Source organism: Acidimicrobiia bacterium, from assembly GCA_029210695.1.
In the GTDB taxonomy this organism is placed as follows: domain Bacteria; phylum Actinomycetota; class Acidimicrobiia; order Spongiisociales; family JAHEDJ01; genus JAHEDJ01.
The window spans coordinates 43,026-65,312 of the sequence record JARGFH010000011.1 but is presented as its reverse complement, the minus strand read 5'-3'; the positions used below and the strand labels follow the sequence as shown (position 1 = coordinate 65,312).

The following is a 22,287-nucleotide window of genomic DNA, read 5'->3' as shown; positions in this document are numbered from 1 at the left end:
ACCGCCGCGTCGAGTTCGACCCGTCGCTGCTGGCGGGCTGTCGGTGGCCGGTTGTGCCACTTGTAGAACCAAGACTGGTTCACCCCCAACACCCGACAGGACACCACGTGGGGTACTCGATGATCGGTCCTCTGGGCGGCGATGAACGATGCCACGGTCATCGCGTCGCCTCCTTGACCCACAGGACCACGGATCGCTTGAGTACATCACGCTCCATCCGCAACTCGGCGACGTCCTTGCGTAACTGGTTCAACTCGGAGCGCTCGTCGACGGTGAGGCCTTCCTTCTCGCCCCGCTCAACCCGGTCCCGGCCCACCCAGTTGCCCAGGGTGCCCGGGTTGATCCCCAGATCCCTGGCCACCTGAGCGATCGACTTGCCCGTCTCACGCACGATCCGCACGGCCCCCTCACGGAACTCGGGGTCATACTTCCTTCGTATCTCTGACATGACATCTCCTCATAGTGGAAGTCTCCACGGTTTGAGGGGATACCCGGCCACCGGGTCCGCTACTACACCGCCATCGAACTCGTCGAAACACTATGGCGGGCCCTCGCCGACAACACTGTCGGCAAGACCATCGAACAAATCTGCCGCCACAACCTCATCGTCGTCGACGAAATCGGCTTTGCGCCCCTCGACCACACCGGCTGCCAACTCCTGTTCCGGCTCATCTCCGCCGCCTACGAAAAACGCTCCATCGCCATCGCATCACATTCACCATTCGAAGACTGGGGACGGTTCCTCCCCGACCAACCCACCGCCGTCTCCCTCCTCGACCGGCTCTGCCACCACGCCCACATCATCACCACCACCGGCCAAAGCTACCGACTCACCCACCGCACCACCGGAGGAGGTAACACCTAAAACACAAGGACCTTTCTTGGCCACCAGCGAGGACCGCCGATGGCCACCAGCGAGGACATCAAGATGGCCCTTGACACGCCTCCTCGCTGACGGGCCACAATCGGTCGACCTGCTACCTGCCGATGGTCTCGATGAACTTCGGGACTTTCAGTGTGTGATGGGCGAGACGGTGGTCGAACAGACCGGCATCGGCTGGCACAACGCCGGTCCGACGAAGCGGGGCCACTCGGCTAGGCCACGCTCAACCGGATCGTCAGAGGCTGGCGCTTCGCCACACCCTGAGTGGCAGGCTGAAGAAAGATCGCCGTTTTCGACGTCATAGGTCACGATCCGTGAATATTCTGCGCTCAAGCCCACACCAGTGGGGCAGGACAAACGAGAGGGGACCTGCGATATGAGACGATCGCTTCTAGTAGCGATGCTGGCTGCGGCCATGGTCATGACGATGGCCGGGTCGGCATTCGCCGGTGAGATAAACGGGAAAGGCGAGTCGACGCCGATCCGGGGGGATGCACACAACTCGATCTGTGCGTTCTCGGGACTCCAGGACGGGGACGGCCCCGGAGATCCAATTTCGGGCCCAGGCCATGTGCAGACACCGCACGGTGAACCGGACTACGACTTGTACTTCCCGCCGGGGGTTGCGTCTATCTGCCAGTGGGCCAATAACGGTGCTTGGCACTCGCAGCGGCCGCCGGAACCGCCGCTATTCCCTGGGGAATAATCTCTCGGACAAGTTGAGAAACACTCCAAGAAACGAATCGAAGGCCCCCGGCGGTATGCGGGGGCCTTCGAACGTGGACAAACCAAATCCTCGCAGACCAGCGCACTCGTCGAGAGAGCCTTGGCGTCTCGCTGCCGGCGGCTTCGGCAGGGGTTGGTGGGAAGAAGTGCCAGCTATCGTCTGGTGCGGTGTCTTCGCCGGCGTTTCAAGTTCCCACTCCTAACCGGCAGGGCACCTTCGGTAGTGTCCGGGGTCGGGTTGTCCTCCGGCCTTGGCCCACCATACTGACGGCTACTGGGCAAGGTCGTCGCTCACCGCGTTCTCCTCACGGTCGCTGTAACACGTACCTGTGAGGCTGACGCGGTGATCACCCAATGGAAAGCACCCTCAAACGGGACCCCCATACACCACGTCCGTGGACGTGACTGTCTGCTTCGTAAACTTCCGCACCTGACCTGGGTTGAAGGATTGTTCTGTCAGGCCCACCGGGCAGCGTGTAGCCGTACCCGCTCGACTTCCGCTTGCGTCGTTGTGGCTAGGTCTATCTGATCAGGTCAGGCGAGCAGGTGCTCCGCGGCCATCGCAGCGCCTTTCTGCAGATAGTCACGGAACCCGTCGGCTACCGGCTCGAGCACGGCGAACGACTCGACGTCGGTCTGCTCTTGTGCGGCGTCGGTCCGTCCTGGAGCGAACGGAACAGCCACGTTGTACCCTGCCCGCTTGGCTGCCGCCCCGACGGTGGCGCAGCTGCCCAACACGATGAGGTCGGCGAGCGAGATCTTCTTTTTGCCGGTTTGCTAGGCGTTGAACCGCTGCTGGATCTCCTCCAAGGTACCGACTACCTGCGCCAGATGACAAGTTGACATCCCACTCGGCCTGCGGGGAGAGGCGGATTCGCGCCCCATTGGCGCCACCGCGTTTGTCGGTGTTGCGGTAGGTGGCGGCCGAGGCCCAGGCGGTCGAGACCAGCGGGGAGAGTGTCGGGCCGGAGTCGAGGATCTCGGCCTTTTGGGCCGCAAGGTCGGCGTCGTCGATGAGCTCGTGATCGACGACGGGCACGGGATCTTGCCAGATCATCTCCTCGTCCGGCACCCATGGTCCGAGGTACCGGGCTACCGGCCCCATGTCGCGGTGCAGCAACTTGAACCAGGCGCGTGCGAAGACGTCTGCGAACTCGTTCGGGTTCTCGTAGAACCGCTTGGAGATCTCCTTGTAGATCGGATCGAACTTCAGCGAGAGATCCGTCGACAACCTCCTGTCCGCCGATGTCGTCACCGCCGACGGCTCCGTCGTCACGGCCAGCGCCACCGCCTAGACCGACCTCCTGTGGGGTCTGGTAGGTGGCGGAGGCAACTTCGGGGTGGTCAGCTCCTTCGAGTTCCAGCCCCACACGTGGGCAGACAATGAACACGCCGATGCCCACACGGGCTGGGTCCGCACGAGCTGGGAGGCGATGCGGCCACACACGACCGGCGACCCCTACCTGAGTTTCCTCGGCGACGAGCGCTCTGATCGCGTTCGGGTGGCATACGGTCCTGAGGCGCTCGAGCGGCTGGTCGAGCTCAAGACCCGGTACGACCCAGACAATGTGTTCCGTCTGAATCAGAACATCGCCCCTCGGTGAATGGCGACTCCTGCGTGCTACTTCAATCCGGGGCGGTAACCAGGGGAGCAGGCATCATCCTCAGCATCGATCCGAATCAGGCACCGCCTGCGCCGTTCACCATGACCGGATCGTGCCCGCAGGCTCTTGTTGGAGCCGCCCGGACCTGGTTGATCAGTCGAGCGCCGGCGCCGGGGCCCGATCACGCCCGATCGCGTCGAGCGCGTCCGCCAGGTTCTGGTATTGATCGAGTGTGTTGTAGAGATGCGCCGACACGCGCAAGAGCCGGTGAGGCCGGGCGGGCCACGAGGGCACCGGGGCTTCAATGCGATAGCCGCGCATCAGTTCGTCTCGCAATGGTTGTGGTTGCCGGGGTGAGAAGGGGCGGGGTTCGTTTGCCAGCGGGAGGGAGGCCATCGAGCCGAGTAGGGCGTCCGGGGCCGGGGTCGGAATTCGGAGCGCATCGGAGAGGAGGTCGCGGGCCCGAAGCGCCAGGTCGTGATTGCGGGCTCGTACCGCCGGCCAGCCGCCGTCCAGCATGGAATCGATGGTGGCGATCGCGATCGGAATCGACAGGTAGGGAGTTGGGTCGTGGGTGCCGGTCCAGTCGAACAGCAGCCGGAATCTCGACACATCCGCGCGGGGTGAGTTGGCGCCGTGGCTGATGGTGGTGGGCACGATCAGATCCTGGCGGTCTTTGCGGACCTGGAGGAAGGCAGCCCCTTTTGGTGCGCACATCCACTTGTGACAATTGCCGGTGTAGTACGCCGCCCCGATCGTGTCGACATCGAGATCGATCATGCCCGGCGCATGAGCGCCATCGACCAGGGTGTCCACGCCCAGATCGGCAAGTGCGGCAACGATCCGGTGGATGGGAAATACGAGCGCCGTCGGGCTCGTGATGTGGTCGATCACGGCGAGCCTGGTTCGGGAGCCCACACGCTCGAGGATGCGCTCCACGATCAGATTCTCATCGTCGAGGGGGAATGGAACCGCGACCGTGACCACTTCGGCGGCGGCCCGTTCGGCGACGAAACGGACGGCATTGGCGCAGGCGTTGTAGCCGTGGTCGGTGATGAGAATCTCGTCACCCGGCCGGAACGACAGCGATCGGAGCACCGTGTTGACACCGGTAGTTGCGTTCGGGACGAAGACCAGGTCATCGGGATGTGCGCCGACGAATCTGCCGAGCTCAGCCCGGGCAGATCTCGCCAGGTCTTCGAGCTCATCGGCGAAGAACCGCACGGGCTCTCGTTCCATCGTACGTCGCAGGTTCGTCTGGTGGTCGAGCACCACACGGGGTGAGGCGCCGAACGAACCATGATTCAGAAAGGTGACGGATCCGTCCAGATCCCAGTGCTCGCGCATGGGTCAGGTTCCGGACCCGAGGACACGGTCGACCGCGATCTCGATGGCGACTCGGTCCGGATTGGCAGATGGCGTTCGGTAGCGGGACTCGAAGGCCGCTTCAGCGGTGGCGACGGCAGCCCGATCACGATGCACGACCGCCGCTCCTTCCAGCGTCAACCACCGGCCTCCGTCGACCTGACAGACGGCTGCGCGTCCGGTCGCGTCGACGTTCAGAACCTTGCGGGAACTCTCGCCGGTGATGATCTGCACGGTCCCGGCCTCTGGAAGGTAGACGAACGCGATCGCCACCACATGGGGTGTCCCGTCCTCCCGGATGGTCGTGAGTGTTCCGAGATGCCGTTCCGTGAGGAACTCCAGTTGGGCTGGTGTGAGCTGCATGCGACGAGTGTATGTCGTCTCGTCTTCGTTTCCTCTCTGAGCGGCTTCTCTCCGGACCCTCGGGTGACACCGGCGCGGTGCGCAGCATCCGAGCCTCAGCGAGTAGCGTGCTGCCATGTCTCGCCGGAAGAAATGGCTCCTTGGGATCGCAAGTGTGCTGCTGCTGGCGGCCGCCGTCTGGATGTTCTGGCCGGAGTCGGCTGCCGGCGAGGTCGAGGGGATCGGGCCGCCGCCCGGCACCTACGACGCCGTCATCAGGCGGGACTCCTTCGGTATCCCGCACATTCGGGGGGCGACCGATGCCGATGTCGCCTACGGCCTCGCCTTTGCACATGCCGAAGACGATTTCCTCACCATCCAGCAGACATTCCTCGCCGCCCGCGGACGCCTCGCCAGCGTTTACGGGGCCGAGTCGGCTCCCGTCGATTACTTCGTGTACCTGCTCAGGATCCCGCAAACCGTGGAAGAGGGCTGGCCGCAACTCTCACCGCAGGTCCGCGCGATCTGCGAGGCGTATGCGGAGGGCATCAATCACTACGCGGAACTCCACCCCGACGAGGCGCTCGGCGGACTGTTCCCGGTGACCGGCCACGATGTGGTGGCTGCCTTCACGCAAAAGGTCCCGCTGTTCTTCGGCCTGGAGGCCACGATCGCAGCACTCTTCGAAGATGAGCGGCCCGATCTGTCCGCAGCAGACACCCCGGCGGTCCGCTACGGGTCGAACGTGTTCGCCGTCTCGCCGAAGCGGAGCGCGGGAGGCGAGACGATGCTCGTATCGAACTCCCATCAACCATGGACGGGCCCCGTGGCCTGGTACGAAGCGCAGGTGACCAGCGACGAAGGCTGGGACATGACCGGTGCCCTGTTCCCCGGGATGCCGGTGCCGGCACTCGGCCACAACCGGGATCTCGCCTGGTCGTTCACCGTCAATCATCCGGATCTGATCGACGTCTACGAACTCGAAATCGATCCCGACGATCCCGACCGCTACCGAGTCGACGGGGAGTGGCTGACCCTGGAGGTGGGGGAGGCTCCCATCGAGGTTCGGCTGGTCGGCCGGCTGCGGTGGACCTTCCCGCAGGAGATCCTCTGGTCGATCTACGGCCCGGTGATACGACAGGACCACGGTACCTACGCGATCCGCTATGCAGGCATCGGTGAGACCGGCCTCGTCGAGCAACTCTTCAAGATGAACAAAGCGGACACCTTCGAGAAGTGGAAGGCCGCACTCGCCAGCCAGGATGGATTGCCGTCGTTCAACGTCGGATACGCCGACCGGACGGGGACTATCGCCTACCTGTATCACGGTTTGTTCCCCGTTCGGGATCCGGCGTTTGACTGGTCGGGGTACGTGCCGGGTGATACCGCCGCCACGCTCTGGGACGGCTATGTGCCGCTCGATGACCTTCCCTGGGTCGTCGACCCCGAGGGCGGGTTCATTCAGAACTCGAACTCGACGCCCCGGACGGCGGCACTCGAGGTGCTGGATCTTGGAGCGTTCCCCGCCTTCATGGGCGTTGAGGATCAGGAGACGAATCGATCGCTGCGTGCGCGCGAGCTGCTGACGGCCGACGAGGCGATCACCCTCGACGAGCTGACGGCGATCAAGTGGGACATGACCTACGACGAAGGCTCGCTTCCGGCCGACCTGGTCGGGAGGCTCGTCGCAGGCGATTGGGGCGCCGACCTGGAAACCGCCGTGGATCTGCTGGCGAGATGGGATCGGGAAGCCGATCCGGATGATCCGGCGACGGGCCTCGTGATCATGCTGCTGGCGCAGCTGCTCGAAGCAGACGTCGACTTCGATCCGTCGCAAATGGGCTCCGCACTGGAGGTGAGCGACGGGGACCTCGAAGATGCGTTGCGGGCGTCCGTGGCGGCGCTCCAAGACGAGTTCGGGAGTGTCGAGCCGGGTTGGTCGGAGGTCAATCGGTTGGTGCGGGGCGATGTCGATCTCGGCATCGGTGGGGCGCCGGACCTTCTGCATGCCGTTTACGGAGACCGTCACGACGGCCACTTCGAGGGTATTGCAGGCGACGCATACGTTCTGATCGTGACCTTCCGACCGGACGGATCGGTGATATCAAAGGCGGTCCATCAATTCGGCTCGGCAACCCTCGGAGTCGACTCACCTCACTTCGCAGACCAAGCCCCGCTCTTTGTCGAACGGCAACTGCGGCCCGTCTGGTTTGAGGAAGCCGACATCCTCGCCAACCTCGAGTCGGAGTACCGCCCCGGCGAATAACCAGATTCACCCGACAATGGGAGCCGGGGGAATCGCTCAGCGGGCCATTCCGGCCAGGCGGCCGGCGATGATGTCTTCGGCCTCCGCCATGATCCGGTCGATCAACTCAGCCACTGTTGGGATGTCGTGGATCAGGCCCATGACCTGGCCGGCGGCCATCACGCCTTCCTGAACGTTGCCCTGCTTGAGAACCTGCTCGTAGCCTCGCTTGCCCGAGACGTACTGAGCGATGTCGGCGATGGTGGCCGTGCCCGTCGCTTCGATCTCGATCACCTTCTCGGCAGTCTCGGTCCGCAGGACGCGCTCGGTGTTTCGGAGTGATCGCATGACGAGGGTCGTGTCGGTCTCGCCGTAGTCGACCATCGCCTGCTTGAGATTCTGGTGAAGAGGAGCTTCCTGTGTGGCAACGAAGCGCGTCCCCATGTTCATCCCATCTGCGCCGAGTGCCAGGGCGGCCGCCAGGCCACGGCCATCGCCGAAGCCACCCGACGCCACGATCGGTATGTCGAGGGCGTCGGCGGTGACCGGGATCAGGATGAGCGACGTCACGTCGTCCTCCCCGGGATGGCCGGCACATTCGAAGCCATCGATCGAGACGGCGTCGCATCCGATCGCCTGTGCCTTCAGCGCGTGACGCACCGATGTGCATTTGTGGATCACCTTCATGCCGGCCGCCTTGAGATGCTCCATGTACGGCTCGGGGTTGCGGCCTGCCGTTTCGATGAATTCGATCCCCTCCTCGGCGCAGGCCATGAGGTAAGCCGGGTAGTCGGGCTGACGGAGCGAGGGAAGGAAGGTCAGATTCACGCCGAACGGCTTGTCGGTGAGATCCCGGCAGCGACGGATCTCCTTGCGTAGATCTTCCGGTGTCTCGAAACTCAAGGCGGTCATGAAACCCATCGCGCCTGCATTGGCAACGGCCGAGGTCAGGTCTGCGTTGGCGATCCACATCAATCCGCCCTGAATGATGGGGTGCTGGACTCCGAACATCTCAGTGATCCTGGTCTTCAGCATGGTGCTCCTTTGGTCTGTTGTAAGCCTACGTTCACCCGTTGCCGGGTGCGTCACCGATCAGCTCTGCCTGGAGGCGGCGCATGCCGCCCAGCCATCGCTCGTAGTCCGTGGCCTTGCGTATGAAGAACTCTCCGACCTCTTCATGGGGGAGAATCAGGAAACGTTCGGCTTCGATGCCGGCGATGACCGCCCGGGCAACGTCCTCCGGTTCAATCGTCGCCCGGTTCACCCATCCGCTCAGCGCCGGATCGGATGCCATGTCCTCGAGCATGGCAGTATTGACGAACTGGGGGCACACGGCTGATACCCGCAGACCGGCATCCCCGTACGTGACCGACAGCCATTCGGCAAGCGCCACGGCTGCGTGCTTCGTCACCGAATAGGCGGCGGCTCCGATGTTCGTCAGGAGTCCGGCGGCAGACGCCGTGTTGACTAGATAGCCTTCTCGTCGCGCCAGCATTGACGGCACAACGGCCCTGGCTGCGTAAACGTGGGACATCACATTTACGTCCCAGGTCCGCTGCCAGGCGTCGTTGGTCATTTCAACGCCGCCTTGTGCAGCAATCCCGGCGTTTGAGCAGAAGATATCGATCGGTCCAAAGGCCTCCTCGGCGGCAGCCACAATGCCGCGCACTGCCTGTTCGTCGGCAACGTCCGCTTGAACGGCGAGGCCATCGATTGCGCCAGCCACATCGAGCGCGGCGTCACCGTCGATGTCCGCCACGGTGACGCCCCGCGCCCCGTTGGCGGCGAACGCCCGGGCCATGGCGGCACCGATGCCATGGCCGGCTCCGGTCACGACGATCGACCGATCCTGGATCTCCACGGCCTGCCTCCTGTCCTTTGCCGCTGCTATTGTGAACGTACACTAACTGACGGGCCCGGCGTCCGTCATGATGGAGGAGCGCCAATGACCGACACGATCGCTGCCGATAAGGCGGAGGCGCTGGTCACCGGGAAGCTCGACGAACTTCTCAGCGGATACGACCCGTCCATGGAACCTCAGGAGTTCTGGGGTAGGCAATACGACCTGGGCCTGGCGTGGGTGCAGTATCCCGAGGGATTCGGCGGTCTCGGGGTCAGCCCGAAATACCAATCAATCGTCCAACGTCGTATCGAGGCGGCCGGAGCGCCGACCTGGAACCGGCAAATCAACCTTCTCGGCATCGGTATGGGAGCCGGAGTCATCTCCGCGCACGGGACCGCCGAGCAGATGCACAAATGGCTGCGTCCGATGTTCACCACTGAAGACATGTGGTGTCAGCTCTTCAGCGAACCGGGGGCCGGATCGGACCTCGCCAACCTCTCCGCCAAAGCAGTGCGGGACGGTGATGAATGGATCGTCAACGGACAAAAGGTGTGGACGACACTCGCCCATATCGCCAAGTGGGGCATGCTGCCCGTTCGCACCGATCCCGACGTCCCGAAGCACAAGGGCATCACCTACTTCATAGTCGACATGGAAGCCGACGGGGTCGACGTGCGTCCTCTCTATCAGATCACCGGTGAGGCAGAGTTCAACGAGGTCTTTTTCGACGACGTGCGGATTCCCGACGAATACCGCCTCGACGACGTCGGTGCCGGATGGCGTGTTTCGATGACCACCCTCATGAACGAGCGCGTCGCCATCGGCAGCCGCTCGCTGCCGCGCGGCAGCGGTTCGATCAAGGATGCCATCAGAGCCTGGCGCGAATATGGTCACGACGATCCCGCCCTTCGGGACGAGCTAACCCGCCTGTGGGCCGAATGGGAAGCCCTGCGGCTCACCGTCGAGCGGGCCAACCAGATGCGCAAAGCGGGTATCCCCGGTCCCGAGGGATCAACGGGAAAACTCGCCTGGGCAGACCTCAACAAAGCAATCACGGCCTTCTCGGTCGAGTTGATGGGCTGGGACGGCACGCTGTATCCGGGAGGGTACGAACTGCATCGTCCGACGGAGTTCGAGGACGCTGGTTCACCTCAACGCAACTTCTTGCGGGCCAGGGCCAACTCGATCGAGGGCGGTACGTCCGAGATCATGCGCAACATCCTCGGAGAACGAGTGCTCGGGTTGCCGGGCGAGCCGCGCGTCGACAAGGACCTGCCGTGGAAGGAGGTGCCCCGTGGGTGATACTCCTCGTGTGACCTTCGCACTCACGGAAGAGCAAGAGATGCTCCGTCAGACGACTCGCCAGTTCCTCGCAGACCGGGTTTCCCCGACGGTGGTGCGTGATCTGATGGAAACCGAGACCGGGTTTGACGCCGCGTTGTGGCAATCCGGCGCCGAGTTGGGCTGGCACTCGCTGGCCATCCCGGAGGAGTACGGCGGAGCCGGGTACACCTTTGCCGAGTTGAGTGTCGTTCTCGAGGAAATGGGACGCGCACTGTTTCCCGGACCGTTCCTCTCGACGGTTGTCATGGCTGCCAACGCCATTCTGATCGGCGGTAGCGACTCGCAGAAGAAAGAGCTTCTCCCCGGCATCGCGATGGGTGAGTCCGTGATGACCATGGCGCTATTCGAGGGGTCGCACGGTGCCGTGACCGACGACATCCGGATGACCGCTGCACAGGATGGTGGGGACTGGGTTTTGGACGGTGTGAAGAAGAACGTCTTGTTCGGGCATGTTGCCGGGACAATCGTCACGGCGGCCAGAACTCCGAATGGCCTCAGCCTGTTCCTGGTTCCGGCGGACGCCGGCGGTTTGAGTGCCGAACATGTGCCGACCCTCGACGCAATCCGCAAGCAAGCCACCGTGACCTTCGCCGGGGTCCGTTTGGGTCCCGAGGCTCTGCTCGGAAGCGAAGGAACCGCAGGCGACGTGATCGATCAGGTTCTACGGCTGGCATCCGTGGCGCTGTCGCTCGAACAGGTCGGCGGCGCGCAATGGTGTCTCGAGACCTCGGTGGAGCACGGGCAGACCCGATTCCAGTTCGGCCGGGCGATCGGTTCCTTCCAGGCGATCAAACACCGGTTGGCAGATATGCTCGTTTCGGTGGAACACGCCAAGTCGACGGCCTACCACGCCGCCCGGATTGTCGATGATGCCACCGAGATGCTGGTCGCAGCCCCGCTCGCCAAGTCGGTTTGCTCTGAGGCATACCTAGGGGCGGCCTCGGACACGATTCAGATCCTGGGCGGCACCGGCTTCACCTGGGAGCACGACACGCACCTGTACTTCAAGCGGGCGAAGAGCACGTCCTTGATGTTCGGTGGTGTCCGACACCAGCGGCGGCTGCTGGCCGAAGCACTTGGTCTCTGATCAATGATTGCGAGGGGTGCCGGCGGCGGCCGGCACCCCGCCGGAAGGGGTAATGATGGAAGCCAGCGACGTCGTGGCACAGGAGGCGCCCACTGCTCGCGGTCGAAAACGACGAGAGCAGATCATCGACGCGGCCGAGGTTCTGTTCCACCGGCAGGGGTTCCACGCAACCTCGATTGATGAGATCGGAGCAGCCGCCGGAATCACCGGCCCGGGTCTCTACCGGCACTTCGCCGGGAAGGACGAGATCCTGCTTGGGGTCTTCGATCGTATCTGGGAGTTGCTGCGTTCCGCCATCGACCGGATTGAAGGTCTACAGCCGGGGGCGGCACTCGATGATCTCATCTCCACGCACACGACGCTGGCATTAGATCAGGGAGCCGCCTTGATGCTGCTCGTACGCGAACTTCGGTACGTTCCGGAGTATTACCAGCGGGCGGCTGAACGCAACGACGCGCGCTACACGGACGCATGGGCCGAGGTGATCATCAAATTGCACCCGGAGCTCACCCTCGACGAGGCTCGCGCAGCGGCCCACGCGGTGATGGGGCTCATCGGATCGGCTGCGCGCGAAACTGCCGACCTCCGCATCGAGGCTTCCCGGCATCGCCGGATCCTGCACCAGATGGCTTGCGCCTCGCTGGCGGGGTTCCAGAACCACCTGAAGTAGTCTGACCCAATGCACGATTCAGCTGATGTCGTAGTAGTTGGCGCGGGGATCGTTGGAAGCTCCATCGCCTATCAGATCGCCCGCCGCTCTCGGATGAAAGTCGTACTTCTCGATAAGGGAGCAGGGCCGGCGGAGGGCTCAACCGGAGCCTCTTCCTCGATTTGTCGCTGCCGGTATTCGAATGCTCAGGTCGTCCGTCTCGCCCGCGATGGACTAGCCGCCTATCGCAATTGGGCGGAGTTCACCGGGCTCGAGAGTCCCGGGAATGAGTTCACCCATACCGGCGTTTTGTGGTTGCTCAACGAGGATCGCGGGAAGCTCGAGACCGAGCGCACCCGCCTGGCGGACGAGGGGGTGGCGATTTCCCTGCTGACGGCCGACGAACTCGTTGAGCGGTTTCCGAGCCTGTCTCCATGCATTGAGCCGTTCGATCTCTCCGGCGAGATCGAACACACCTGCCGCCCGATCGAACTGGCCGTGTTCGAAGACGATGCAGGGTTCGCCGATCCGTCTGCGGCCAACACCGATCTCGTTGAGGCAACACGCAACAATGGCGGATCCGTACGCTTTCGTGCTCAGGTAACCGGTGTGCGCAAGAAAGGTGATCGGGTGGTCGGTGTCGATCTCGCCGACGGCAGCTCCATCGAGGCGGATGTGGTGGTCAATGCCGCCGGCCCGTGGTGCGGTCGGCTGAACCAGTTGGCCGGCCTCGATCTCCTTTGGCCGCTCGAACCAACCCGGGTTCAGGTTGGATATCGCGATTGGCCCTCGGACCTCGGTCGGGTTCCCGTCACCGTGGAAGCTTCCACCGGCCTCTACTTCCGACCGGACGCGGCCGGAAGCCGGATCCTGTTCGGCTCGGTTCTCGAAGAGGACGAGCAAGAGGTGGTCGAGGATCCCGACAACTTCAACACCGGGGCCGATGCCGCCTTCCGCGACATCCGGATTCATGGTTTGCACCATCGGATCCCGGACCTGCCGTACCGCGGGGGCGTTTCGGGCATCGCCGGCCTCTACACGATCAACCGCACCGATGTCCATCCCGTCGTTGGACCGAGCGGGATGGACGGCTACTGGCTCGCCAACGGCCTAAGTGGTCATGGATTCAAGCTGGCCCCCATGATCGGATCGATGGTCGCTCAGGCGATTACTGGTGAACGAGCGCCCTTCGACACCGACGTACCGATGTCCTTGCTGGCGGTGGATCGTGAGCCGATCAGCGTGGCAGCCAAGAGCGTGCTCGCCTGATGCGGTGGTTGGGTCCGATCGAGCTGCGCGAATCGCTCTCGATGCCTGACGCGATTGAAGCGATGGAGGCGGCCTTTGGGTCGGACCGCCAGGTGCCGCTGCGTCAGTTGTTGGGCGGCTCGCTGTTCATGCCCGGCCGGGTCGGCCACACAACAGGTGTCAAAGTGGTCTCGATCGAACCGGGCAACCCGGTGGGCGTGGTGGTTGTCTTTGACGATGATGGATCTCCGCTCGGAATGGTGGATGGGTCGACGTTGACGTCGATCAGGACGGGTGCCGCCTCGGGATTGGCGACGCGGTTCCTTGCCCCTGCCGAGGCGCGAACCATGGCGATGCTGGGCGCCGGAGCGATGGCCTTCGATCAGGTCGAGGCCGTGCGAGCGGTGAGACCGATCGAGCGCGTCATCGTATGGAGTCGGTCCCGGGCCAGGGCCGCGGCCCTGGCGGACCGGGTCGGTGGGGAGGTCGAACTGGACGCCGGCACCGCAGTGGCGGCGGCGGATATCGTCTCGTGCGCCACCCCCTCCCTCGAACCCCTTTTCTCCCCCTCGGCCGTCAGAGAGGGAACGCACTTCAACGCCGTCGGTGCCTACACCTCCGAAATGGTGGAACTGCCGGGAGCACTGCTGAGCGACGCCTTCGTTGTTGTCGACGATCTCGATGCAGCGGCCGCGGAGGCAGGCGATCTGATGCGGATCGGGCGCCGGCCCGACGCCACGCTCACGGACCTGCTGGAAGGAAGTGTCGCTCCTGCAGGTACCACAGTGTTCAAGTCGGTCGGACTCGCCAGTCAGGACGTGGCGGGAGCCGTCCGCGCCTTGCGGACTGCCGAACGGCTCGGCATCGGCGCCGAGTTCGGTTCAGGCCGACCCGGCCGATAGCCGTGTTCTCGCTGGGTCCTTGCCTGTGACCTCTAGGGCGAAGGCGTAATCCTCGGCCAGTTCTTTCAGTGCATCGAAGCGACCAGAGGCCCCGGCGTGACCTGCCCCCATGCGGGTTCGCATAACCAGCAGGCTGTCGGTGGTCTTCGTAGCTCGCAGCTTCGCGACCCATTTGGCCGGCTCCCAGTAGGTGACGCGCGGATCGGTGAGTCCGGCCGTCACCAGCAGGGGCGGATACTCCCTGGCTTCCACGTTGTCGTAAGGGGAGTATGAGGCGATGTACTCATAGGCGTCCGCATCGTCGATCGGGTTGCCCCACTCGGGCCACTCCATCGGTGTCAGTGGCAAATCGGTGTCGTGCATCGTGGTCAGAACGTCGACGAACGGGACCTCGGCGATGGCGCCTGCCAGCAGGCCGGGCGGCGCCATGTTGACGGCCACTCCCACCAGCAATCCGCCCGCACTGCCGCCGAAGATCACGATCCTCCCGGCCGAGGTGTAGTGCATCTCGACTAGCGCATTGGCTGCCGACATGAAGTCGAGGAATGTGTTGCGCTTGTGAAGTCGCTTCCCGGCCGTGTACCAGCGGTAGCCGCCCTCTTTGCCGCCCCGGACGTGGGCGATGGCGTAGACGAACCCGCGATCGACCAGGCTCAGTCTGTTGGTGCTGAACGAGGCCGGCATACTGAATCCGTACGAACCGTATCCGTAGAGGAGACATGGCGCGGTCCCGTCGAGTGGCGTGCCCTTGCGGTACAGGAGTGTGATGGGGATTCGCTCGCCATCGTGGCCGTCGGCGAAGACACGTCCGGTCACGTAGTCGTCCGGGCGGTGGCCGCTCGGGACCTCTTGTTCCTTTCGCATTGTCTGTCGGCCGGAGTCGAGTTCGTAGTCGTAAACCCGCAGCGGTGTCGTGGGTGAGCTGTACGTGAACCGGAGCGTGCTTGTGTATTCGCGCAGTGAGGCGAACCCGAGGTCGTAGACCTCTTCATCCATGGCAATGACATGGTCCTCTTCGGAGGCGAGATCCCTGATGACAATCCGCGGAAGGCCCTCCCGGGTCTCGAGCCTGACCAGGTGGCGTCGGAACACGATCGAGCCGAGGATCAACGTGCCTGGTCGATGGGGGACCACCACAGACCAGGAGTCCTTGCCCGGAGATGCCACCTCAGCCGTGACGATCGAGAAGTCCTCAGCGCCCCCGGCGTTGGTGTTGATGTACAGCCGTCCGTGTTGCTCACCAACCGTGTACAGGGTGCCGGGGTCCCGCTCGGCGATCATGATCGGTGGGCTATCCGGCCGGGCGGCGTCGACGAGCCTCACCTCAGATGTCTCGTGGTCGGCGGCGACGATCTCGATGTAGTTCCCGCTCTCAGTTCTGCCGAGATTGATGTAGAAGCCCGGATCCGACTCCTCATAGAGGAGCCTGTCGTCGGCCTGGTCGGTGCCGAGTACATGGAGGAAGGCCCAGACGGGACGATTGCTCTTGTCCAGTTTCAGGTAGACGAGCGAGGCAGAGTCTGCCGACCATTCGATGGCACCGCTGGCGTCGTGTATCGAATCACTGAGATCTTCGCCCGTGTCCAGCTCGCGGACCCGGATGGTGTAGAACTCGCTGCCCTGTTCGTCCACCGAATAGGCGAGGTAGCGATGATCGGGGCTGGGCTCGGCCGTGTGGATCCGATAGAAGTCCTTGCCGATCGACTCGACGTCCCCGTTGAGCAGGATCTGCTCATCGTTGGAGCCGAGTGGTTTGCGGCAGAAGATCGGGTATTGCCCGCCGGTGTCGAAGCGCCGGTAGTACTCCCACGGTCCGTCGGGGGTGGGAACGGAGCTGTCGTCCTCCTTGATGCGGCCCTTCATCTCATCGAAAAGCTCGTTCTGAAGCTCCGTCGTCCCGGCCAGCATCACCTCGGTATAGGCGTTCTCAGCCTCCAGGTAGGCACGGATGTCTGGCGCAAGTACCGAAGGGTCGCGCATCACTTGTTGCCAGTTGACGTCTTTCAACCACGAGTAGGGGTCTTCTCTGGTGTGACCGTGGCTGGTCATCGCCTCGGGTCGGCGGTCGGCAATTGGCGGATGGGCGGTCATGGTGCCTCGCAGGTAGGAGCTGGTGGTCCAGAATAATCGGTGGCACAATGCCGGCTGCGCCCGGTTACTCGGGTTCAACCCGTATTCTGTCCCCGGATGGATCTGTTAATGGCCAGGGCCCGACTCGTCATCGCAGTTGTTGCGGCGGGGTCGATGCTGCTCGCCGGATGTGCGGGACGGGCAGTCGACACGGAGGCAACCGTGACCGGGTCGACTCAAGCTTCGCAAGCTCCTACGACGTCGACGGTTTCTCGGCCGGTCCAATCGGCGACGACCACGACCGGTTTTGTTCCGGATTACGCAGCCCTTGTCGCGGCCATCGAAGCGGAGATGATCGGAACGACCTACGAGGGTGCCGCCCTCGAGGATCCAGAAGTCTTCATCGCCACCGCCGAACTGTTCTGTGACCTTCTTGCCGAGGGCATGACCACCGATGACCTGCTGGCCGAGTACATCGATCGGTTGTCGGATGGAGGTGCGGTGGAGGTCGACGAGGACGACGGGTTGATGGCCGGGGTGCTCCTGGGCGCCTCCATCGAGATCGTTTGTCCGGAGGCTTCTGCCGAGACCCCGTAACGTTTCGCGCCCTCCTGCGACTTCACTCACAGGAGCGCGAAATGAAGAATAGATCACACAGAGTGGCAGTAGCCGGACTCACCGTTGCGCTCGTCTTCGCACCGGCGGTTGTGGTTTCTGCGGAGGACGTCGCAAGTCCTCCGCAGCACGTCCTCGAGAAGGCCAGGCAAGCTGTCGGCCTCGGGCAAGAACGCGCACTCGAGATGCTGGCGGTCGCCGCCACCCGCAACCCGGACACCGGCCTGCCGGATCACGCGCAGGGAAAGCCGGGTCATGCCACCGGGCTCGAACGTGCCCAGGAAATGGTGGCTAAGGCGGCCGACAAGGTCAAGGATTACGAGAAGGACAAACCGGACAACGGCAACGCCTACGGTCACGGGCGGGCTGCCCAGGTCCACCTCGCCTTGGCAGGCGGCATATCGCCCTCCACCCTCGAATCACACGGGCAGAAGGTCAGTGCCATGGTCAAAGCCGTGGAGTCGTTCTCCAATGAGAAGCCCGGCCGCGGCCTCGGCCGTGACAAGCAGGACGACGACTGACGGGTGCCCGTCCCCCCACACCGCGTTTTCGCGCGGCAAAAGCGCGCTATAGGGTGCGATCCCCGCGCGAAAACGGTCGGTTAACGATCGCTAATATACGTCGCAGCCCGACCGGGTGCTTTTGAGTCGGTAGTGTCGAATACGGCGTTCGAGGGAGAGGTCCACGGTGACAGACGAGGCCGCAAGTCCTGCCGGCGTCGACGTGCCGAATGTGACCCGATGGCTGTCCGACCGGGTTCCTGAGTTAGACGAACCGCTGGCCTTCACGCGCAGCAGCGTCGGTCGGTCGAATCTCACCTACGTCGTGTCGGATGCCGTCGACCGCCACTGGGTTCTCCGTAGACCGCCGCTGTCCGGCCTCCTTCCATCCGCCCACGACATGGCTCGCGAACATCGCATCATCTCTGCTCTCCAGACAGCCGGATTCCGGGTACCGGGCACCGTCGGCTTTTCCGACGACGCCTCGATCCTCGGAGCAGACTTCTACGTCATGGGATACGTCGGCGGGTTCACGATCGAGACGGCCTCCGACGCCGACCATCTGTCGGTGGCGACACGGCGCACCGCGGGATTCGACCTCATGGATACGCTGGCCGAACTGCACGCCCTCGATGTCGATGAGGCCGGATTGGGTGATCTGGCCAGGCGCGATGGTTACTTCGAGCGGCAGTTGAAACGATGGAACGGTCAGTGGCAGGCGGCCAAAGCCAGAGACATACCTGCCGCACAGGAAGCCCACGACCTTCTGGCGCAGCACGTTCCGGCCCAGCAGCGGATTTCGGTGGTACACGGGGATTACCGCATCGACAACGTCCGGCTGGACGCCGACGGACGGGTACTGGCAGTACTCGATTGGGAGCTGTGTACGCTTGGTGATCCGCTGGCCGATCTGGGCACCTGCATGTCGGCGTGGCAAGAGCCCGACGAGCCTGCCGGGCCGCTGTACGACTCGCCGAGCCGCATGCCCGGCTTTCCCACCAGGGCGGAGATGATTGAGCGGTATGCCGGCAGCTCGGGCCTGGACGTGACCGCAGTCGGCTACTCGATTGCCTTCTCGTACTGGAAGCTGGCGTTGATCATGGAGGGCGTCTACATGCGATATGCCGGCGGAGCATACGGCGAGGTTGACCCGACCACCACCCAGGAGTACGCCGACCAGGCCGTGCATCTGGCCGAGACTTCTCTCGAACACATCCACACCTTCATCAACCAAAAAGGAGTACCCGATGCTGCAGATCGTGCCCGTTGACCAACTCGCCGACTACGTCGGCAAAGATCTCGGCGAGTCGGACTGGTTCACCGTTGATCAAGACCGGATCAACGCGTTCGCCAACGCCACCAACGACCACCAGTTCATTCACATCGATCCGGAGGCCGCCAAGGCCACTCCGTGGGGCACGACCATTGCGCACGGCTTCCTGACCCTTTCGCTGCTGCCGTTCTTGACCGCCTCGGCCGGGATCATCCCCGAAGGCATGGTCATGGCCATCAACTACGGTTTGGACAAGGTGCGCTTTCTGGAGCCGGTCAGAGTTGGCAGCGAGGTGCGGGCCAAAGTCCGGTTGGCCGATCTCGCCGAGAAAGCGCCGGGCAGGTACCTGTTCAAGAAAGAAGTCACGGTCGAGATCAAAGATTCTGAGAAGCCGGCACTCATCGCCGAGACCCTCTCGATGTTCATCGTTCCGTGAGACCGAGGAGAGGGCGAATCAGCCTCTTGCCCGATAAGTGACCACCACCGAGGTGGCCGGGAAACCCGGCCCCCGCTCGGATAGAAACAGGAGAAAACGAATGCGTGAAGCCGTCATCGTCTCGACAGCAAGAACACCAATCGGAAGAGCGTACCGAGGAGCGTTCAACAACACAGAGGCGCCCACACTGGCCGCCCACAGCCTCCGGCATGCCGTCGAACGCTCCGGAATCGAGCCGGGCGAAATCGACGATGTGATCATGGGTTGCGCACAGGCACAGGGCACCCAGGCCTACAACCTGGGTCGCATGTCGGTCCTGGCCGCCGGGTTCCCCGCCACCGTTCCGGGGATGACCATCGACCGGCAATGCTCGTCCGGAATGATGGCGATCGCCACCGGTGCCAAGCAGATCATCCAAGACAACATGAACATCGTGGTAGCCGGCGGCGTCGAGTCGATCAGCCTCGTGCAGACCAACGACATGCGAATGGACCGGTTCTTCGATCCAAATGTCCTCGCCAATTTCGAGCACGCTTACATGCCGATGCTGCAAACGGCGGAGGTGGTGGCCGAGCGATACGGAATCTCGCGTGAAGCACAGGACGAATACGGGCTCCAGAGTCAGCAGCGGATCGCGGCGGGCCAGGCGGCCGGCAAGTTCGATGACGAGATCGTGCCGATGACCGCACAGAAACTGGTGATGAACAAGGAAACAGGCGAAACCAGCATCGAGGAAGTGACCCTGACCAAAGACGAAGGCAACCGAGCCGACACAACCCTCGAAGGTCTGTCTTCGCTCAAGGTTGTTTTGCCGAACGGGACGATCACTGCAGGCAATGCGAGCCAGTTGTCCGACGGATCGTCGGCGGTAGTGATGATGGAGGCTGCTGAGGCGGAGCGCCGCGGGCTGGAACCGCTCGGCTACTACCGGGGCATCGCGGTGGCGGGTACGGATCCTGAGATCATGGGGATCGGCCCCGTATTCGCAGTTCCGAAGCTCCTCGAGCGTTTCAACCTGACCATGAACGACATCGACCTGTGGGAGTTGAACGAAGCTTTCGCAGTCCAGACGATCTACTGCCGTGATGAACTGGGAATCGACAACGAGATCTACAACGTCAACGGTGGAGCGATCGCCATCGGCCATCCGTACGGTATGAGCGGATCCCGGATGGTCGCCCACTCGCTCATCGAGGGAAAGCGGCGCGGGGCCAGGTACGTCGTGAGCACCATGTGTGTCGGCGGCGGCCAAGGCGCAGCCGGCCTGTTCGAGGTGGCCTAGACGTGCGGGCAGTCGTCTGCACCGAGCTTGGCCCGGCCGGGCGCTTGTCTATCGGCGAGATGCCCGATCCGGTGCCAGGGCCGGGTGAAGTCGTCATCGACGTGCGGGCGGCTGCCCTCAACTTCCCGGACACTCTTGTCATCGAGGGCAAGTACCAGTTCCAGCCGGATCTTCCCTTCGTCCCGGGCGGCGAGGCAGCCGGATTGGTCTCGGCGGTCGGCGATGCGGTTGATCGGTTCGCTATCGGTGACCCGGTGGTGGCTATGGGAGTGTCCGGCGCCTTCTCTGAGAAGTGGAAGGTGGAGGCATCCACGACGATGCCAAAGCCGGAGCACCTCAGTTTCGTTGAAGCAGCCGCATTCGGGCTCACCTACGGCACCTCCTACTACGCGCTGAAACAGCGGGCCAACCTCGAACCCGGTGAGACACTCCTGGTGCTCGGAGCCGCCGGTGGCGTTGGTAGCTCTGCGGTGGAGATCGGCAAGGCAATGGGAGCCCGGGTCATCGCCGCCGCCTCAACCGAAGAGAAACTCGCCTTCGCCACCGGGATGGGCGCAGACGAGATCATCAACTACTCGACGGAGAACCTCCGGGACCGGATCAAAGCACTCACCGACGGGCGCGGAGTCGACGTCGTCTACGACCCGGTCGGCGGTGAGCTCTCGGAACTCGCCCTTCGCTCGACGGCCTGGGAAGGACGCTTTCTAGTAATCGGATTTGCCTCGGGGGCGATCCCCGAAATCCCGCTCAACTTGATGCTGCTCAAGGGAGTCTCCCTCGTCGGGGTCTTCTGGGGGAGCTGGACGTCCAAGGACCCGGCGGCCTCGTTGCGGAACTTCGGCGAGCTCTTCGCGATGGTGGCGGAGGGAAAGCTCCATCCGCGGGTAACGGACATCTACCCGCTGGAAGAGTACGAAGCTGCCTTTGAGGCACTGACGGACCGCAGGGCGACCGGCAAAGTGGTGCTGACAGTCTGAGCTATTCAACTCAGGATCTAGAAGTTCCTGTTCGGTAGGCTCCTCGCCATGAGGGAGAACCGGAGCTTAGGACCAAAACTGCCGCCCTGGGCAGTGGTTCTGCTCGTCGCCGCCGGCGTCGGACTGGCGGGTCTCGCCGCCATTGGGGCCCGCCAAATGCCCGGCACCGGGACCTCCCGGCGAATGGCGTCGGAGCTCGGTTGGGATCCTTTGACGGTTCTGACCTGGCTGGTTCTGGCCCTACTGGGGTTTGTTGCGTTCATGGTGCTGAGCTCACCGCGCGGTCGGATGGAGCGCGCAGGTGGAGGGAGGCGACGTTCCAGACCCATCGCACTGTTTCTCGTCCTGGCGGTTGTGGCCGCGGTCATCCTCTCGGTCGGACCGGGGGGCGGCGACGGACGAGAGGGCCGCCAGGTCGGCCTCCCCGGTGAGGGTTCGCTGGCCGAGGCTCCTCCACAACAGGTGGCCGGCTCGGCCTGGGTCCTCGTTCTCTTTGCGGGGGCGATTCTCGTGGCTATCGCGGTTCTTTCTCACGTCAGGGGTAGAGGGCCGGCCGACGACGCGCCCGACGTGACCGGAATCATTGCCTCCGTTGACGCCGCCATCTTCGACCTCGAACTGGGAGGAGACCCCCGTACCGTGGTAATCGCTGCCTATACGAGAATGGAGATGTCGCTGGCCGGGGCAGGTGTCCCCAGGCGCCGCCATGAAGCCCCGCTCGAATACGTGGAGCGGTCACTTCGCCGCCTCGAGGTCGACGCAGAGGCGATCGTTGCTCTCACGGGTTTGTTCGAGGAAGCCCGTTTCAGCACGCATATGATCGGTGAGAATATGGCGGCGGAGGCGATTGCGGCTCTGCGCGAGATCCGCGCCGGTTTGGCCACTGTATGAGGCGG

The 22,287-nt window shown here is 63.6% G+C and carries 22 protein-coding genes and 2 pseudogenes; 16 read left to right on the top strand and 8 right to left on the bottom strand.

Annotation, left to right across the window (positions count from 1 at the left end; translation table 11 throughout):
* On the bottom strand, positions 1-161 hold a 161-nt coding region (locus P1T08_05680), incomplete at its 3' end, for an IS3 family transposase (GenBank protein ID MDF1595570.1).
* The gene (locus P1T08_05675; protein MDF1595569.1) at positions 158-448 is read right to left on the bottom strand and encodes a transposase; all 291 of its coding nucleotides are present in this window, start codon (positions 446-448) and stop codon (positions 158-160) included. The genes P1T08_05675 and P1T08_05680, both read right to left, overlap by 4 nt.
* 45 nt (positions 449-493) lie before the next feature.
* Between P1T08_05675 and P1T08_05670 the strand changes: the two are divergent.
* Together P1T08_05670 and P1T08_05665 are read left to right on the top strand one after the other, a co-directional pair.
* A pseudogene (locus P1T08_05670) lies at positions 494-865 on the top strand (ATP-binding protein).
* A 394-nt stretch (positions 866-1,259) separates the two neighbouring features.
* A complete protein-coding gene (locus P1T08_05665) occupies positions 1,260-1,589 on the top strand; it encodes a hypothetical protein (protein ID MDF1595568.1) in 330 nt (109 codons plus the stop codon).
* Between the two features lie 560 nt (positions 1,590-2,149).
* Here P1T08_05665 and P1T08_05660 read toward each other — a convergent pair.
* Positions 2,150-2,840: pseudogene (locus P1T08_05660) on the bottom strand (catalase-peroxidase).
* A 109-nt stretch (positions 2,841-2,949) separates the two neighbouring features.
* Between P1T08_05660 and P1T08_05655 the strand changes: the two are divergent.
* On the top strand, positions 2,950-3,213 hold the full coding sequence (locus P1T08_05655; GenBank protein MDF1595567.1) for a BBE domain-containing protein: 264 nt from the start codon (positions 2,950-2,952) through the stop codon (positions 3,211-3,213).
* Positions 3,214-3,366: 153 nt separating this feature from the next.
* Here the strand turns inward: P1T08_05655 and P1T08_05650 are convergent, their stop codons facing one another.
* Positions 3,367-4,560: an aminotransferase class V-fold PLP-dependent enzyme gene (locus P1T08_05650; protein ID MDF1595566.1), complete on the bottom strand. Its 1,194-nt coding sequence runs from the start codon at positions 4,558-4,560 to the stop codon at positions 3,367-3,369.
* A 3-nt stretch (positions 4,561-4,563) separates the two neighbouring features.
* Positions 4,564-4,941 (bottom strand): TIGR03618 family F420-dependent PPOX class oxidoreductase, encoded by a 378-nt coding sequence (locus tag P1T08_05645; protein MDF1595565.1) that lies wholly within the window; start codon positions 4,939-4,941, stop codon positions 4,564-4,566.
* Between the two features lie 115 nt (positions 4,942-5,056).
* On the opposite strand from P1T08_05645, the gene P1T08_05640 reads away from it, so the two are divergent.
* Entirely contained in the window at positions 5,057-7,186 is a 2,130-nt protein-coding gene (locus P1T08_05640) for a penicillin acylase family protein (protein MDF1595564.1), read from the top strand.
* A 36-nt stretch (positions 7,187-7,222) separates the two neighbouring features.
* Here P1T08_05640 and P1T08_05635 read toward each other — a convergent pair whose 3' ends face one another.
* Both P1T08_05635 and P1T08_05630 read right to left on the bottom strand, forming a co-directional pair.
* A complete protein-coding gene (locus P1T08_05635) occupies positions 7,223-8,197 on the bottom strand; it encodes a nitronate monooxygenase (protein ID MDF1595563.1) in 975 nt (324 codons plus the stop codon).
* 34 nt (positions 8,198-8,231) lie between these two features.
* Positions 8,232-9,026 (bottom strand): SDR family NAD(P)-dependent oxidoreductase, encoded by a 795-nt coding sequence (locus P1T08_05630; GenBank protein MDF1595562.1) that lies wholly within the window; start codon positions 9,024-9,026, stop codon positions 8,232-8,234.
* Positions 9,027-9,110: 84 nt separating this feature from the next.
* Between P1T08_05630 and P1T08_05625 the strand changes: the two genes are divergently transcribed.
* From P1T08_05625 to P1T08_05605, 5 genes are read left to right on the top strand one after another with little or no spacing between them, the layout of a single operon-like run.
* Entirely contained in the window at positions 9,111-10,310 is a 1,200-nt protein-coding gene (locus P1T08_05625) for an acyl-CoA dehydrogenase family protein (protein MDF1595561.1), read from the top strand.
* Entirely contained in the window at positions 10,303-11,439 is a 1,137-nt protein-coding gene (locus P1T08_05620) for an acyl-CoA/acyl-ACP dehydrogenase (protein ID MDF1595560.1), read from the top strand. Before P1T08_05625 ends, P1T08_05620 begins: the two co-directional genes overlap by 8 nt.
* Positions 11,440-11,455: 16 nt before the next feature.
* On the top strand, positions 11,456-12,109 hold the full coding sequence (locus P1T08_05615) for a TetR/AcrR family transcriptional regulator (protein MDF1595559.1): 654 nt from the start codon (positions 11,456-11,458) through the stop codon (positions 12,107-12,109).
* 9 nt (positions 12,110-12,118) lie between these two features.
* Positions 12,119-13,357 carry an FAD-dependent oxidoreductase gene (locus tag P1T08_05610; protein MDF1595558.1) on the top strand — a complete coding sequence of 413 codons (1,239 nt, stop codon included), beginning with the start codon at positions 12,119-12,121 and terminating at the stop codon, positions 13,355-13,357.
* A 41-nt stretch (positions 13,358-13,398) separates the two neighbouring features.
* Entirely contained in the window at positions 13,399-14,238 is an 840-nt protein-coding gene (locus tag P1T08_05605) for an ornithine cyclodeaminase (protein MDF1595557.1), read from the top strand.
* Here P1T08_05605 and P1T08_05600 read toward each other — a convergent pair.
* Positions 14,218-16,329 carry a S9 family peptidase gene (locus P1T08_05600; GenBank protein MDF1595556.1) on the bottom strand — a complete coding sequence of 704 codons (2,112 nt, stop codon included), beginning with the start codon at positions 16,327-16,329 and terminating at the stop codon, positions 14,218-14,220. The genes P1T08_05605 and P1T08_05600 overlap by 21 nt on opposite strands.
* A gap of 96 nt (positions 16,330-16,425) precedes the next feature.
* On the opposite strand from P1T08_05600, the gene P1T08_05595 reads away from it, so the two are divergent.
* From P1T08_05595 to P1T08_05565, 7 genes are all read left to right on the top strand, one after another.
* Positions 16,426-16,905 (top strand): DUF732 domain-containing protein, encoded by a 480-nt coding sequence (locus P1T08_05595; GenBank protein ID MDF1595555.1) that lies wholly within the window; start codon positions 16,426-16,428, stop codon positions 16,903-16,905.
* A 41-nt stretch (positions 16,906-16,946) separates the two neighbouring features.
* Positions 16,947-17,444 (top strand): hypothetical protein, encoded by a 498-nt coding sequence (locus tag P1T08_05590; GenBank protein MDF1595554.1) that lies wholly within the window; start codon positions 16,947-16,949, stop codon positions 17,442-17,444.
* A gap of 166 nt (positions 17,445-17,610) precedes the next feature.
* Positions 17,611-18,693 carry a phosphotransferase family protein gene (locus P1T08_05585; GenBank protein MDF1595553.1) on the top strand — a complete coding sequence of 361 codons (1,083 nt, stop codon included), beginning with the start codon at positions 17,611-17,613 and terminating at the stop codon, positions 18,691-18,693.
* Positions 18,674-19,132: a MaoC family dehydratase gene (locus tag P1T08_05580; GenBank protein MDF1595552.1), complete on the top strand. Its 459-nt coding sequence runs from the start codon at positions 18,674-18,676 to the stop codon at positions 19,130-19,132. The genes P1T08_05585 and P1T08_05580 overlap by 20 nt, the downstream gene beginning before the upstream one ends.
* Before the next feature lie 100 nt (positions 19,133-19,232).
* The gene (locus P1T08_05575) at positions 19,233-20,414 is read left to right on the top strand and encodes an acetyl-CoA C-acyltransferase (GenBank protein MDF1595551.1); all 1,182 of its coding nucleotides are present in this window, start codon (positions 19,233-19,235) and stop codon (positions 20,412-20,414) included.
* 2 nt (positions 20,415-20,416) lie between these two features.
* Positions 20,417-21,391 (top strand): NADPH:quinone oxidoreductase family protein, encoded by a 975-nt coding sequence (locus tag P1T08_05570; protein ID MDF1595550.1) that lies wholly within the window; start codon positions 20,417-20,419, stop codon positions 21,389-21,391.
* Positions 21,392-21,439: 48 nt separating this feature from the next.
* Positions 21,440-22,282, top strand: coding sequence for a DUF4129 domain-containing protein (locus tag P1T08_05565; GenBank protein ID MDF1595549.1), 843 nt, complete (start codon positions 21,440-21,442; stop codon positions 22,280-22,282).
* The last annotated feature ends 5 nt before the right edge of the window (positions 22,283-22,287 follow it).